Origin of the sequence: Protofrankia sp. Cas4 (genome assembly GCF_963555915.1) — a bacterium.
GTDB lineage: Bacteria > Actinomycetota > Actinomycetes > Frankiales > Frankiaceae > Protofrankia.
In genome coordinates, this window is sequence record NZ_CAUVXL010000169.1 from 13,179 (window position 1) to 26,406 (window position 13,228).

Sequence of the window (13,228 nt, forward strand, 5' to 3'; positions counted from 1 at the left end):
CCCGCGAAGGGGACGATCGATGAGTCGCCGGTTCAACACGGCTGGTCCGTGCGTGCCAGCGCAGCATTACATGATCCCGGCGCTGGAACGGCTGCCGCAGGGGCCTGGACTTGTCGATCAGCAGGCGTACTTCGTCGTGCACGCGCCCCGGCAGACGGGCAAGACAACGGCGTTGCGGGCACTCGCGCGAGAACTGACCGCCCAGGGCAGGTACGCCGCGCTGTACTTCTCCTGCGAGGTGGGTGCGACCGCCGGGGAGGACTACGGGGCGGCGAGCCGAGACATCCTCACTCAGATCCGTTTCAACGCTGAGGACCATCTTCCGCCGGAGCTACGCCCGCCGGCCTGGCCCGTCGAATCCGAAGGCTCCCTGCTCCAGGGAGCGCTCCGCACGTGGGCGCAGAGGTGCCCACGCCCGCTGGTGCTGTTCTTTGACGAGATCGACGCGCTCCGTGGACAGAGCCTCATCAATGTACTGCGGCAGCTGCGCGCCGGCTTTCCCGAGCGCGAGACCGGAGGCTTTCCCTGGTCGGTGGCCCTGTGCGGCCTTCGCGACGTCCGTGACTACAAAGCCGCGGCTGGGGGCGACCCGAACAGACTGGGCACGTCTAGCCCGTTCAACATCCAGGTCAAGTCGCTGCGGCTTGGCGACTTCACACTTGAGGATGTCGCCGAATTGTATGGTCAGCACGCCGCCGAGACCGGCCAGCAGTTCGTCCCGGGTGCCGTCGAGTACGCCTACCAGCTGACCGGCGGCCAGCCATGGCTGGTCAACGCCGTCGCCCGGGAGGTCGTCGAGGAGATGTCAGTCCCTGGCGCCGAGCCGATCACCATCGGTCATTTTGAGGAGGCGAAGGAGCGACTGATCCTCGCCCGGGTCACCCATCTCGACTCGCTGGCTGCCCGGCTCGCCGAGCCCCGCGTCCAACGCATCCTCAACCCTGTGATCGGCGGCGACCTCCTGCCCCTGGACCCCTACAACGACGACCTGAGCTATGTCCGCGACCTTGGCCTGATCGACGTGAACGCCCCGGTCCGGGTCGCCAACCCGATCTACCGCGAGGTCATCGTCCGTGTCCTGTCCGCCAGCGTCCAGGAGAGCGTCACCGCCAACCCCCGTTCGTTCGTCCGCCCGGACAACAGCTTCGACTTCCCCAAGGTCCTCACCGAGTTCGCCGAGTGGTGGATCGAGAACGGCGAGTTCCTCTCCAAGGGCGGCTTTTATCACGAGGTCGCCCCGCAGCTGATCCTCATGGGGTACCTCCAGCGCGTCGTCAATGGTGGCGGCTCCATCGCGCGGGAATACGCCGTCGGTGCCGGCCGCGTCGACCTGACCATCCGCTGGCCCTACACGACCCCCGGCGGCACCCGCGACGTCCAGCGCGAAGCGATTGAGATCAAGACCTGGCGCGCGACCAAGGCGGACCCGCTCCACCAGGGCCTCAAGCAACTCGATCGTTATCTCGACCGACTCCAACTCGACACGGGCACCCTCGCCGTCTTCGACCAGCGCCCGAGCGCTGCCGCCATCGACGAGCGCACCGCCATCACCGAGACCGTCAGCCCCGGCGGTCGCGTGATCACGCTGCTTCGCGGGTAACGCGGCGGTAGGGCTCGCCGCCAGACCTTGACCCGACGGCGGTGTGACGCACAGAGGCCGTAGTATGGCCGCGATGCCGACCCTCCTCTGTTCGGGGAAGCAGCTATAACGCGTTGTCCGTCGGCGGCCGACGACGCCTGCCGCCGATGGGCAACGCGGCAGAGGCCACCGACTATCGATGCAGCTGCATGTTTTCGATCACGTCGCCGCCATCAACCGAGTACGACATTCGTAGGTTGGCAGATGAGGCGTTCAGGCTGGGTCGAGTGAACTGAACTGGATGCCGGCGAGGCGCCATCCGTCGGGCAGTTCCACCCATACCTGACTCAGTCGCACTGTCAGCGTCATCACTTCACCACGCCACGACGCCCGGCTGCGCTGGACGCAGCGCACGATCGCAGCGTGGTCGTAGCGGCGCACGTCCAGTTCGCTTGTTTCCAAGGAATGGTAGGCGAAGTCGGCGTGTCGGTCGATCCACTGCCGCTTGTTGAGCTGGTAGCCCCGCTCGCCGATGGACATGAAGTCATCCGCCAGCAGGGTGTTCAAGCGGTCGGTGTCGGCGTGCAACTCAGCGTTGTCGAAGGCTTGCTGGAGTTCGCGGATGTCGGTTATCACGTGGTCTTCCTGTCGCGCAGTGGTGTCGTCGGTCGGCTGAACTTCCGGGAAACGCCGATGACAGCGCGTTTCACATCGTGACGACGAGCATGCCCGTGGTGTGCAGACGGACGAAGTCGACGCATGCTTGAACGCCCTTGTCGAGGGTGTAGCGGCGGCCGGTAGTTCGCCGTGGAGCGCCAGTTCGCCGACCTCGCGCATCCCGCCGAAGGTGCCGTCCATGTCCAGCACGAAATGTAGAGCGACGTCGTCGCGGCCGATCCACTCCTGCTGCGGCACGGGGTAGGTGATCGTGAGGAAACGCCGTCCGCCTGGGCGGACGGCGTTTGCAACTTCGGTGAGTTGGTCGCTGGGCAGGGTCAGGTTGAGTGCGACGTCGACGTCGGAGGGGTACTCGGATACGGCGTATCCGCGATGGTCTCGTCGGCGCCGAGAGCTCGCCGTGCGGGCCGACGTCACCGGCGCGGACGTCATCCTACTGATGTGCGCGCCGAACTACGTCACCACCTACATGCCAGATGCCTCACCCGATCTGTGGCAACGGTACCTGGCCATCATCTTCGACGGCCTACGCCCAGAAGGCGTCCACCCGCTGCCCCACCCGCCACCGGTGGCTCCTTGACGCCGCCAGCCGTTGACGCTTGTGGGCGATCTGGACACTGCTGGCCGAGAGACAGCTTGGGAGCTGGGCGCCATGACGGCCGCGGGTCTCATGCAATGAGAGTAACCGTCCGTAATGGCCCGACGCACCGCCATTCGCGCTACTTTTACGACCAAAACCTCGGTGCGTTCGCCGGGAAACCGCTGAGCCGATGCGAGACCTACCGGGTGGCACCGTCAAGGATCTCGGCGAGCTCGGCGGGGCGGCTGAACATTGGCCAGTGCCAGGTAGGTAGCTCGGCGTACCGCCAGATGTCGCCGGCCATGTGCCGGAAGGCCGGCACGGTTGCCGCCATGGCGCGGACCTGTTCGGTCGTGAAGGTGCAGAGGATCGCCAGTCGGGGCAGCTTTTCCCACCTGCCGGTCAGCCGTGCTGGTGAGGTGGCGGTCGCCCAAGGCTGCGGGACCGAGTTGGTGGTGAGCGCTTCAATGGCCGCTTCGTCGACGTCGGGGACGGGGGCGGCGAGCGTCGCCCACGGGGGCGGCGGTAGCTGCCAGCCGTCCCCGTAGTTCGCGACGAGTTCCGCATTGGTCGTCTGCTGCTCGGGCGGTGCGAATTCGTTTTGCGACATGCCGTCGGGCAGAGGGCCGGTGTCGAGGTAGACGAGTTGCTCAATGCGCTCGGGGAGCCGGTCGGCGGCACCGGTGATCACCAGGCCGGCGTAGCTGTGTCCGACGAGGATCACGTCGTGAAGGTCCCGCGAGGCCAGCAGGTTCACCACGTCGTTGATGTGGGTTTCCAGGTCGGTATCGGGCCGCGCCTGACCGGCCCGCTCGGCCATGCCGGTCAGGGAGACCGGATGCACATTGTGCCCGCGCTCACGCAGTGGTTGGGCAACGGGGCGCCAGGCCCATGCGCCGAGCCAGAATCCGGGAACGAGTACGTAGGTCGCCATGTGGTCAACGTAGAGTTGATACCGGACAACATCCGACCGGATTGGCGGAGAATCTTGGCCCGGCCCACGGCGCGCGTGCTCGCTCTGCTCGGGTTGTTGCAGGCTGGCGGCCAGCACACGGTCGGTGAGCTCGCTGAGCGTCTCGGCGTCGATGAGCGGACCGTGCGCCGTTACGCCGAGCACCTTGCCGACCTCGGCATCCCGATTGAGGCCCGTCGCGGCCGCTACGGCGGCTACCGGCTGGCGCGTAGCTACAAGCTCCCGCCACTCATGCTGACCGACGACGAGGCGATCGCGGTCATGCTCGGCCTCACTGCCGGCCGTCGCTCCGGGCTGCTGACCACCGAGGTCGCCGCGGCCGATAGCGCGATGGCGAAGGTGCAACGCGTCCTGCCGGGCGCACTGGCGAACCGCTTGGGCTCGCTGCTGTCCACCACACGGTTCACCGCGCCCAGCCGAGTAGGTGTTCCGCCCGGGGCACCCGTCCTGCTTGAACTCGCCGAAGCCGCCCACCAGCGGCGCACCGTCACCATTGACTACACCGCATGGGATGGGCGCAGCGGTCAACGCTCGCTCGACGCGTACGGGCTCGTCTTCCATGCTGGCCGCTGGTACGTGACGGGGCGTGACCATCTCCGAGGTGAGGTCCGCACATTCCGACTCGACCGCATCGCCCAGGTCCGTCCTGCTGACGGCAGTTACGACGTACCGTCTGGCTTCGACCCCGCCGAACACGTGCTGGCGGGAATAGCGGCCGTGAACTGGAAGCATGAGGTCGCCGTGGTACTACACACCACGCCCGACGAGGCGAAACGACGGCTGCCACCAACCATCGGCACACTGACCGAACGGTCCGACGGGGTCTTGTTGAAAGCCCGAGTCGAAAGGCTCGACGGTATGGCCCAGATGCTCGCCGGACTCGGCTGGTCCTTTACCATCGACAATCCCGACGCCCTACGTGCGGAAGTCGCCGCCCTCGCCGATCGACTCAAGGCCGCCGTGGCGTCCCGCCCCTTCGGAAGATGAATCTGGCCGGGTCCACACGGATCCAGGGCGGCGTGTTTTCTCCGTGTAGACCAGAGCGAACGTCTGTAACGGGAGTAGATCGGAGTCCCCATCGCGAGGCATAGGTCATTTCGGTGACATAAGCGAGATGATCGCCTGGAAACCGCGCGCTAGAATAGCGGTTGTGCCCACGCTCCTAGTAGTCCACCACACACCGTCGCCCACGATGCAGGCGATACTAGAGTCCGTCCTATCCGGTGCCCGTGATGAGGCTATCGAGGGCGTGGCAGTGGAGGTGCGCCCGGCGCTGTCGGCTTCCGCCTCAGATGTGCTGGCGGCTGATGGTTATCTTTTGGGCACGACGGCGAACATTGGCTATATGAGCGGCGCCATGAAGCATTTCTTCGATCAAGCCTATTACCCCTGTTTGGAGGCGACGGTAGGTCGCCCCTACGCCCTGTATGTCCACGGTGGCTCCGACACCACGGGCGCGATCCGCAGCGTGGAGACCATCGCCACGGGCTTGAAGTGGAAGCGGTTGCGCGAGCCGGTGACGGTGCTCGGTACCCCGGACGCGAAAGATCGAGAGGCGTGCTGGGAGCTGGGAGCGACGGTCGCTGCGAGCTTGATGCCGTAGCCGACCGGCGCCCCGCCTCGTGGGCCGGGCATCCATTTCGGCCAGATGGGGTTACGGGGAGCATCGTTCCCGTGACCAGGGGTCGGTTCCTTTCTGACCGGATCTACTACTCCGGACTCGATGCCACCGCCGGTCGGCCATATGCCGTGTACGTGCACGGGAACTCTAGACACGACCGGAGAGGTCTGCGGAGTCGAGACCATCGCCACCGGGCTGAGATGGAAGCGCTTGTGGGAGCCGCTGCGATCGTCGGCGAGGTGGAGGCCGCTGCACGCGAGGCCCGCTGGGAACTCGTCGCCACGGTCGCCGCGAGTTTCCCGACCTGGCGATCGTTCGCTGGTCTTCTTCAGGGCGGCGGCCGCGACATCCAGGGGCAGGTCCTCGTGGAGGTTTCTCCGTGCCTGCGCGACGGCAGCGCGATCTCGACGTGCGGAGGCCGAGGCGAAACGCAATTGCTCGTCAGTGATTACAGGTGATAGACGTCCCGCCGATGCCGGATGGAGTGGATCTCTACAAGATGCTTGGCCGCGTCGATCCGATAGATGATGCGGTAGGTTCCTCTGCGCGCCGAGTAGACGCCATCGAAGGGCTCGTCCAACGGCTTTCCGACTCGGTGGGGATTTATGGCGATCGCTCGCTGGATCGTCTCCAGTGCGGCGGCCGCGACCTCCAGGGACAGGTCATCGTGGAGGTTTCTCCGTGCTCTGCGCGACAGCGCGACCTCGTAGGGCGCGTCGCTGGCGGCCTTCACTCGTCCCTGGCCCGCCGCTCGTTCAGTTCGGCCACGACCTCGTCCAGGGCGAAGGTGTCGCCCGTGGCGAAGTCGTCCCTCGACTGCCGCAGATCCGCGAGAGCCTCGCCGTCCGACAACAGGTCGAGGGTCTCCCGCATCGACTCGTACTCCGCGACAGAGATCAGCATCACCTCCGCACGCCCGTTGCGCGTGATCGTAAAGTGATCATGCTCTCGTGCGACCCGCTCCGCCAGTTCGGCGATCCGGGCCTTCGCCTCCGTGATCGGTATGGTCTCCATGAGGGCCATAATAGCGACCGGTCGTTATTCTGACCACTCTGGCGACCGGGTGGCCTGGACGTGGCGGGCACGAGCGCCTGCCCGCAGGCCAGAGGCCATCGCGGGGATACACATGCCGCCGCGCTGCCAGGTGCTGGTGCTCCTGCCAACATGCGAATGGCGGGTTGGCGGCAGGTTGAGCTGGGCGTCCGCGGGGTGCAGGTTGGCCGCCCCCGGCGACCGGTAGGCCATCCGGGTGGCAGTGACCGAACCGAACACGGTGGTCAGGCTCCGCTGGTGACCCGGCTCGACCCGGGTGTGAGCCACTCCGGCCACGTCGGTGACGTCTTCGCGGCGCGGTTCGGCGGCGGCGCGATGGTCCAGGTGCGCGTAGAACTGTGATGACCGTCGAGCTGCTCGCCACCGCTGATCGTCTGACTGCCCGGGGCAGCGTCCCACGGCGACAATGATCAGAAGCAGGGTGGGTCGTAGGGGACGTCGGGCAGCACGGCCGTCCACTCGGCTTCGGTGAGCTGGTTGGCCCGGTCCGCGCAGGCGGCCCGGGTGACCTGGTCGGCTGCACGTTCTGCCGCGAGCAGTCGGGGCCCACCGCCGGACGGTGCGGTCGCTGCTGCTGGGGACTGTTTTGGAAGTCCCGAAACAAGATTGACTGTGGCACGACTCGCCGATAGAAAGCCTCCGAGGAGGCGAACGCTACTGGGACCGTTGCTCGCCCGGTGCCAGTTCGCGGGCGGCTGCCAGGCGGAGGTGGTCCGTAGAGTGGCGGCGATCTGTCCGTGCCCCGTGGCCGTGGAGGGTGGTGGCGTGGTGGCGTGGTGGCTCACTGGTTCAACACCGCCGGGCCGTGTGTGCCCAGCGATCATTACATGATTCCGGCGTCGGCGCGGCTGCCGGAGGTTTCCGGCCTGGTGGCACAGAAGGGCTACTTCGTGGTCCACGCGCCGCGCCAGACAGGGAAGACGACGACGCTGGTGGCGTTGGCGCAGGAGCTGACCGCTGGTGGGTGGTACGCGGCTCTGATGACCTCCTGCGAGCCCGGACGGGCGTGGGGCGACGACGTCGGCGCGGCTACCCGCGCGATCCTCGCCCGGATCCGGGACCGGGCGAACGTCGACCTGCCGCCGGAGCTGCGCCCACCGCCGTGGCCCGAAGCACCCGACGGAGGACTGCTGGCGAGGGCGCTGCAAACCTGGTCGCAGGCCTGCCCGCGGCCAGTGGTGCTGTTCCTCGACGAGATCGACGCTCTCGAGGGCCGGACGCTGGTCAGCGTTCTCGGCCAGCTACGCGCGGGCGCGGGTGACCGGCCGGCTCACTTCCCGGCCTCGGTGGCGTTGTGCGGCCTACGAGACCTTCGCGACTACAAGACGGCGGCTGGTGGCAACGCGAACCGGCTTGGCGGGCCCAGCCCGTTCAACATCATCGTTGAGTCGCTGCGCCTGGGAAACTTCACCCTCGACGAGGTCCGGGACCTCTATGGCCAGCACACCGCCGACACCGGCCAGATGTTCACTCCCGAGGCCGTGGAGCTGGCGTTCGAGCTGACCGGCGGGCAGCCGTGGCTGGTCAACGCGCTCGCGAACGAGATCGTCCGCAAGATGGCGGTGCCCGCCTCGGCAGCGGTCACTGCCGATCACGTCGAGGAGGCGAAGAAGCGGCTGATCCAGGCCCGGGCCACCCACCTGGACTCGCTAGTCGACAAGCTCTACGACCCGCGCGTCCGCGCCATCATCGAGCCAATGATCGCTGGCCTCGCCCCCGCCACCAGGCCCAACCCCGACGACCTGCAGTACGTCCGCGACCTTGGCCTGCTCGCCCCGGACGCACCGGTCCGGCCCGCCAACCCGATCTACAACGAGGTCATCGTCCGAGTCCTGACCGAGAACGTCTTCGACTACGTCGCCGAGGTCCCGGGCCCGCGCGCCCATGTGCTCCCCGACGGTCGCATGGACTTCGCCACGGCCACCAGCCCCGCTGGTCGCGCGATCACTCTGCTTCGCGGATAAAGGCGAATCTAGATGGCTGGTGTTTATGGCAACAACGACACCACCGGCGCCGTGTGAGCGGTCGAGACCATCGCGACCAGCCCGTCACGATCAGGGCGCTCCTCGCAGCCGCGTACCACCGATCGCAACCCTACGGAATCGGCCGCCAGGCGACCGCCAGCCACTCCAGGTCCACCTGGTCGCCTACCCGGGCCTCCGCCTCGTTGGTGAAAAGCGCGTCGGTCTTGCGCAGAACGAGCGTGTAGGGGCGACCCTGGCGCCGGGTGACATGGCCTACGGGCAGTTCGGCGACGTCGATCCGGGAGTGGACGTGCCGTCTGCGCGGCTCGGCGAGCGGCCAGTCAAACGTGCGCCGGTCCGGGTCCGCCAGGAATGCGCCGAGCTCCTCGCACAGGTCACAGGAGCAGCCGGCCGGGGGCAGCGTGACCGACCAGTTCCCAGCCGCGCGCGGCGGCTGGGCCAGCCGGGCGCGCAGCCGTGCCGCGCAGTCGGCGGCCAGGTCGCCGAAGCCAGCCTCGCGGCGGGCGCCGTCGTCGGGCAGTTCGGCGGCGGCGCGCAGCATCGGCACTTCCAGCGCGGTGACGGCGTCCCCCTTCCGCCGGAGATGGCCGGTCACCGCGTCCCGGGTGCCCACATCCCGCAGCACGGCGGCGGCCCTCAGTATGGAGACGAGCGGTCCGGCCAGGTCAGCGAGTGCCCTGTCGCGGTAGCTGGGCGACGACGACGCGAGCGTCGTGTCGATATCCCTGCCGGCCCACGTCCACACCAGGTCGAGAATCACCCGCGCGGCCGTTGCGCCGCCGGCCTCGCGCGCGGCGGACAGCCCCGAGCACAGGCCGGGAAGCTCGTCCGCCACCCATCGCCGCCGTTGCGGCCCGCCGGTGTAGGCCCACCCGGGCTGCTGCGCGCCGAACCACGTCGCCAGCAGGTCGGCAGTCCACTGCTCGCCGTAGGCGCTGACGAGTCCCGCGAACGCGTCGGCGTTGTCGGCCGTCAGGTTCTCCGCCTGGAAGGGGCACAGCAGCGCCGTCGCGGTCGCCCCGTCCGCCAAGGCGTGGGCCGCCCGCAGCGCCTTGCCGAGGATTCCGGCGACCCCCACCTTCGCCTCCGTGGTCCGCGCGCGCAGGGAGCCGTCCCAGAACGGCTGAAGCGTCGCCGCGGCGAACCGGGCGCCCGCCAGGTCGCCGGCTGACACCATCGCGACGAGCTCGTCGAGCGCCCAGCCGGGCGAGGTCTCGGCGCGGTTCGCGAAGGACTGCTCCCGAGGCCACACGACGACCGCCGCCCGGTGGTACCAGCGGTCGAGCGTGTTGCCCCAGTTGCCCATGTAGCCCTCGTACTCCGAGGAGTAGGGCTCGAGGTCGTCGGTCCCGGTGGAGGCGCACATCTCGTCCTCGCCCACGTCCAGCGAGACCTCTTCCAGCCGGGTGTCATCCGAGCCGGTCCAGTGCGTGAGCGTGACCTCGCGGACAACCAGCTCCTCGACGACGTACTCGGCGTCGGCGCCCGGGCCCTCGCAGTCCTCGTCGTAGTCGTCGTCCCAGTACCGCTCTCCTCGATCCTCGACGTACTCGCCCGCCTCATAGGCAGTGTGTGTCGTGTTGACGTCGGCGAGCGCGAGGACGGTCTCGCACCCCGCCTGGCCCGCCGCTGCCCGCAGCAGGGATACGCGAGCGGCGTCGGCGCCCTTCAACCCGCTCCAGCCCAGCGCGCGGGAGGTGTACTCGTGGTCGAGGAGGTAGACGAGCCGATTCGGTGGACCCGCGGCGCGCAGGCCGTAGGGACTGGCCACAGGCGTGCCGAAGTGCTCGCGAAGGAAGCCGGCCAGCTCGGCGACCGTGCCCTCGTCGCCCTCCGGCAGGGCGGTGTCCCCGCGCAGCAGGAGGTTGTAGGTAAGCGCGATCCGATACCCCGACCGCACCGCGGCGACCTCATGGCTACAGTCGGCGTAAAAGGCGACCAGCGACAGATCCGTCCTCGAACCCCGGTAGGCCATCTTCTCGTCAAGGTGGCGCACCACGAGCTCGCCGCCGGTGTGGCTGGAGGGCAGTACCACCACCAGAGTGCCGATCATCGCGTTGTCCTTCTCGCTGTCCTGATGGGCGCGGAAGAACTGGCCCGGCTCGTACACCAGGAGCGCATGGAGGTCGGCCGTCAGCTCGGCGGCGATCGGCAGGCCCAGCTCGTCTTTTGCCGTCGTCAGAAGAACGTCGAGTGCCTTGTCGTCCCACCGGGCGTGGACGAGGTGCTTCGGGATCTCCCAGGTATCGCGGACGCCCGGGTCGGTCAGCGTCTCCTCGCCGCGGCCGAACCGGGCGGGCTGGCCGAGGCCGAGCAGCTCGCGGGCCTGCTCGGGCCGGACCGGGAAGGTCACGGGCCCGACGCCCTCGACTTCGAGGCTCAGGTCATCCCTACTCGCCGTCAGCTCCACGCTGAACGCGGACTCCGCGTCGCCTCGCAGCATCCTCGCCAGCCGGTCACGCGCCACGGTCGCCATTGCCCAAGCCCTCCGATAACCCCAGGAAGCGGTACCTCTCGCAGAATCTAGAGGGCTGGGCGCACTCGACCGGTCTCGGCACCCAGTCGTGTGCGCCGGGTGAGACTCAGCCTAGGGCGGGTCGGACCCGGGTCGGACCGGCGAGCACCTGGAACAGATCGTCGTCCTACCAGGCCGGGAACTCGAGGCGACCAGGCGTGGCGATCTGGCGTACCCGACTTTCCGGTACTTCTGCGACCAGATCTACTATCCGTGCCTCGAGGAGACGGCCGGCCGTACGCCCTCTGCGTGCACGGCAACTCCGACACGACTGGCGCAATCCGTGGTGTGGAGACGATCACCACTGGCTTGAGGTGGAAACGACTGCGGGAACTGCTGTCAATCGTCGGCGAGGCCGAGGCCGCCGCCCGCGAGGCCTGTTGGGAGCTTGGAGCCACTGCCGCGGCCAGCCTGATGCCGGATTCGTAGCTGGCCGGCCTCTCTGTCATCGTGCTGGGTCTCCGTCGGAATCAGGGTCCTGTCAGATGCGAACGACCGTGATGGTCCGCCCGCTGGGGCCAGTGGCGGTCCGGACGCCTAGTTCGGTGCCTACGCGTTTGCGTTCGGCAGGCCGCTGGTCAAAGATCACGAGATAGCCGGCGGGGAGGCTGAGACGTAGCAGGTAGCTGTCGAGTTGGTGGATGCCGGCCTGGGTCGGGTCGGTGTCGCCGGCGCGGTGGGTCTTGACCTCCAGTGCCTCGCGTTGCACGGCGGGTCTGCCATCGGGTCCGGTGTGGTTCCAGCGGATGAGCAGGTCGATGGCGCCACGGCCGACCCCGTACTCGCGGTCGACGAAACCGCTGCCGTTTATCGCGCGGTCGAGGTAGCCGAGCAGCGTGACGTGTGGGGTCACCTCGCGGTAGGGCTGATCGGCTTCGAGGAGATCCTCGCTTCGGTGCCAGAAGTCGGCGAAGCGGGTGAGCAGCCCGGGCAGGTCGAGCAGCCCGTCGGGCAGCACGAACGAGTGCGGTTGTGGCGCGCCGATGACGCCGTCAAAGAGGCCGTTGGCGAGAACCCGGGTGATGACGTTGCGGTAGACCGGGTTGGCGATCTCGACCGTCGCCGCGGTCCGTCGGACCAGGCCGAGGTCGGTGGTATAGGCGAGGTCGTCGGAGAACGGGTCGAACCGGACCTCTGCGCCGGCGAGGATCGGTTCGATGATCCGCCGGACGCGCGGGTCGTGGAGCCGGTCGAGCAGGGAGTCCAGGTGCGTCTCGCGCGTGACGATGATCCGTTCGGCGGCCTGGTCGACGTGGTCGCCTGTGATCGTCGTCGTGGGGACCTTCATGCGGTGCACGATCTCGTATGCGAGGGCATTGACCAGCCAAGGCTGACCCATGGTCAGCGCATAGGCGTACTCGACGGCCTGGGGGATGAACCGCTGGCCGGTGTCGGCGGTGTGCTGCCCGTAGAGCTCACGGACCTCGTCGAGGGTGAAGTCGTCCAGCCGCAGGGACGTCACCTTGATGTTGAACGGACTCGGCGACGTCAGCCTGGCCGGATCGCCGTCCGAAGCAACTCTGTAATCGCGGATGTCGCGCAGGCCGCAGAGAACGATCGACGCGGGGAAGCCGGTGGGGCGGTCGCGGTAACCGTCGCGCAGCTGGCCGAGGACGCTGAGCAGGGTGCGTCCGCCGAGGGCGTCAATCTCGTCGAGGAACAGCACCAGCGGTCGCGGGCAGGTCTCCGCCCAGACGGCGAACGCTTCCGAGAGGAGCCCCTCCGCCCAGCTCTCCGGCCAGGGCGGCGGACGCAGGTCGGCAGGCAGGTTGGTTCGCGAGGTGCGTCGGGCACGCGTGAGGATCGCCCGGGTGGCCGCGCCGACGTCATCCGGCCAGGGCCGGCCCACCTCCATCGACAGCACGACCGCCGCGTAGCGGCCACTCGCGGTCAGTTCCGCGGCGAGCGCCTGCAGCGCTGTCGTCTTGCCTGTCTGGCGTGGGGCGTGCAGGACGAAGTACTTCTTGGCCTCGATGAGATCGGGCGCCTCGGGGAGCCGCTCCGAGGCCGGGATCATGTAGTGGTCGCTCGGCACGCACGGCCCGGTCGTGTTGAACGAGCGCGTCACCATCCACCACCGTCCAACATGGCCTCAGTAAAACACTGATCACAACTCTACGGCGTTCTGGTGCTACGAGGCACGTAGCATCGTCGCGTGTTGTTTCGTGTGCCGGAGGTCGATGCGGCCGACGAGCGGGTGCTGGCCGAGCTCGAGCGGTTCCGTGGCGAGTTGCGTCACCAGAA

At 68.0% G+C, this 13,228-nt stretch carries 12 protein-coding genes and 3 pseudogenes; 8 read left to right on the plus strand and 7 right to left on the minus strand.

All coding sequences use genetic code 11. From position 1 onward, the window contains the following. Positions 1-19 precede the first annotated feature (19 nt). The gene (locus U9979_RS15660; RefSeq protein WP_322779959.1) at positions 20-1,600 is read left to right on the plus strand and encodes an ATP-binding protein; all 1,581 of its coding nucleotides are present in this window, start codon (positions 20-22) and stop codon (positions 1,598-1,600) included. A gap of 252 nt (positions 1,601-1,852) precedes the next feature. Here U9979_RS15660 and U9979_RS15665 read toward each other — a convergent pair whose 3' ends face one another. Continuing rightward, entirely contained in the window at positions 1,853-2,689 is an 837-nt protein-coding gene (locus tag U9979_RS15665) for a DUF4440 domain-containing protein (protein WP_416220233.1), read from the minus strand. Here U9979_RS15665 and U9979_RS15670 point away from each other — a divergent pair. Further along, positions 2,643-2,837, plus strand: a pseudogene (locus U9979_RS15670) (TetR family transcriptional regulator); the annotation flags it as partial. The gene U9979_RS15665 and the pseudogene U9979_RS15670 sit on opposite strands and share 47 nt — an antisense overlap. Positions 2,838-3,036: 199 nt before the next feature. Here U9979_RS15670 and U9979_RS15675 read toward each other — a convergent pair. Further along, positions 3,037-3,771, minus strand: a complete 735-nt coding sequence (locus tag U9979_RS15675) for an alpha/beta hydrolase (RefSeq protein WP_322749243.1) — start codon at positions 3,769-3,771, stop codon at positions 3,037-3,039. A 54-nt stretch (positions 3,772-3,825) separates the two neighbouring features. Between U9979_RS15675 and U9979_RS15680 the strand changes: the two genes are divergently transcribed. From U9979_RS15680 to U9979_RS15690, 3 genes and pseudogenes are all read left to right on the plus strand, one after another. Further along, entirely contained in the window at positions 3,826-4,797 is a 972-nt protein-coding gene (locus U9979_RS15680; RefSeq protein WP_322779962.1) for a YafY family protein, read from the plus strand. A gap of 154 nt (positions 4,798-4,951) precedes the next feature. Further along, on the plus strand, positions 4,952-5,413 hold the full coding sequence (locus U9979_RS15685) for a flavodoxin (protein WP_322749267.1): 462 nt from the start codon (positions 4,952-4,954) through the stop codon (positions 5,411-5,413). A 71-nt stretch (positions 5,414-5,484) separates the two neighbouring features. After that, positions 5,485-5,727: pseudogene (locus U9979_RS15690) on the plus strand (flavodoxin); the annotation flags it as partial. A gap of 152 nt (positions 5,728-5,879) precedes the next feature. Here U9979_RS15690 and U9979_RS15695 read toward each other — a convergent pair. Both U9979_RS15695 and U9979_RS15700 read right to left on the minus strand, forming a co-directional pair. Next, positions 5,880-6,164 (minus strand): type II toxin-antitoxin system RelE/ParE family toxin, encoded by a 285-nt coding sequence (locus U9979_RS15695; RefSeq protein WP_322779963.1) that lies wholly within the window; start codon positions 6,162-6,164, stop codon positions 5,880-5,882. Then, positions 6,161-6,445 (minus strand): type II toxin-antitoxin system Phd/YefM family antitoxin, encoded by a 285-nt coding sequence (locus U9979_RS15700; RefSeq protein ID WP_322779964.1) that lies wholly within the window; start codon positions 6,443-6,445, stop codon positions 6,161-6,163. Before U9979_RS15700 ends, U9979_RS15695 begins: the two co-directional genes overlap by 4 nt. 60 nt (positions 6,446-6,505) lie before the next feature. On the opposite strand from U9979_RS15700, the gene U9979_RS25255 reads away from it, so the two are divergent. Next, on the plus strand, positions 6,506-6,826 hold the full coding sequence (locus U9979_RS25255) for a hypothetical protein (RefSeq protein WP_416220234.1): 321 nt from the start codon (positions 6,506-6,508) through the stop codon (positions 6,824-6,826). Positions 6,827-6,894: 68 nt separating this feature from the next. Here U9979_RS25255 and U9979_RS15710 read toward each other — a convergent pair whose 3' ends face one another. Beyond that, positions 6,895-7,269, minus strand: coding sequence for a hypothetical protein (locus tag U9979_RS15710; protein ID WP_322779965.1), 375 nt, complete (start codon positions 7,267-7,269; stop codon positions 6,895-6,897). On the opposite strand from U9979_RS15710, the gene U9979_RS15715 reads away from it, so the two are divergent. Then, a complete protein-coding gene (locus U9979_RS15715) occupies positions 7,261-8,448 on the plus strand; it encodes an ATP-binding protein (RefSeq protein WP_322779966.1) in 1,188 nt (395 codons plus the stop codon). The two genes, U9979_RS15710 and U9979_RS15715, sit on opposite strands and share 9 nt — an antisense overlap. A 130-nt stretch (positions 8,449-8,578) precedes the next feature. Here U9979_RS15715 and U9979_RS15720 read toward each other — a convergent pair whose 3' ends face one another. Further along, the gene (locus U9979_RS15720; RefSeq protein ID WP_322779967.1) at positions 8,579-10,945 is read right to left on the minus strand and encodes a 2OG-Fe(II) oxygenase; all 2,367 of its coding nucleotides are present in this window, start codon (positions 10,943-10,945) and stop codon (positions 8,579-8,581) included. 241 nt (positions 10,946-11,186) lie between these two features. On the opposite strand from U9979_RS15720, the pseudogene U9979_RS15725 reads away from it, so the two are divergent. Further along, positions 11,187-11,413 (plus strand): annotated as a pseudogene (locus U9979_RS15725) (flavodoxin). 52 nt (positions 11,414-11,465) lie between these two features. On the opposite strand, the gene U9979_RS15730 reads toward U9979_RS15725, so the two are convergent. Beyond that, positions 11,466-13,055, minus strand: a complete 1,590-nt coding sequence (locus U9979_RS15730; RefSeq protein WP_322779968.1) for an AAA family ATPase — start codon at positions 13,053-13,055, stop codon at positions 11,466-11,468. Positions 13,056-13,228 lie beyond the last annotated feature (173 nt).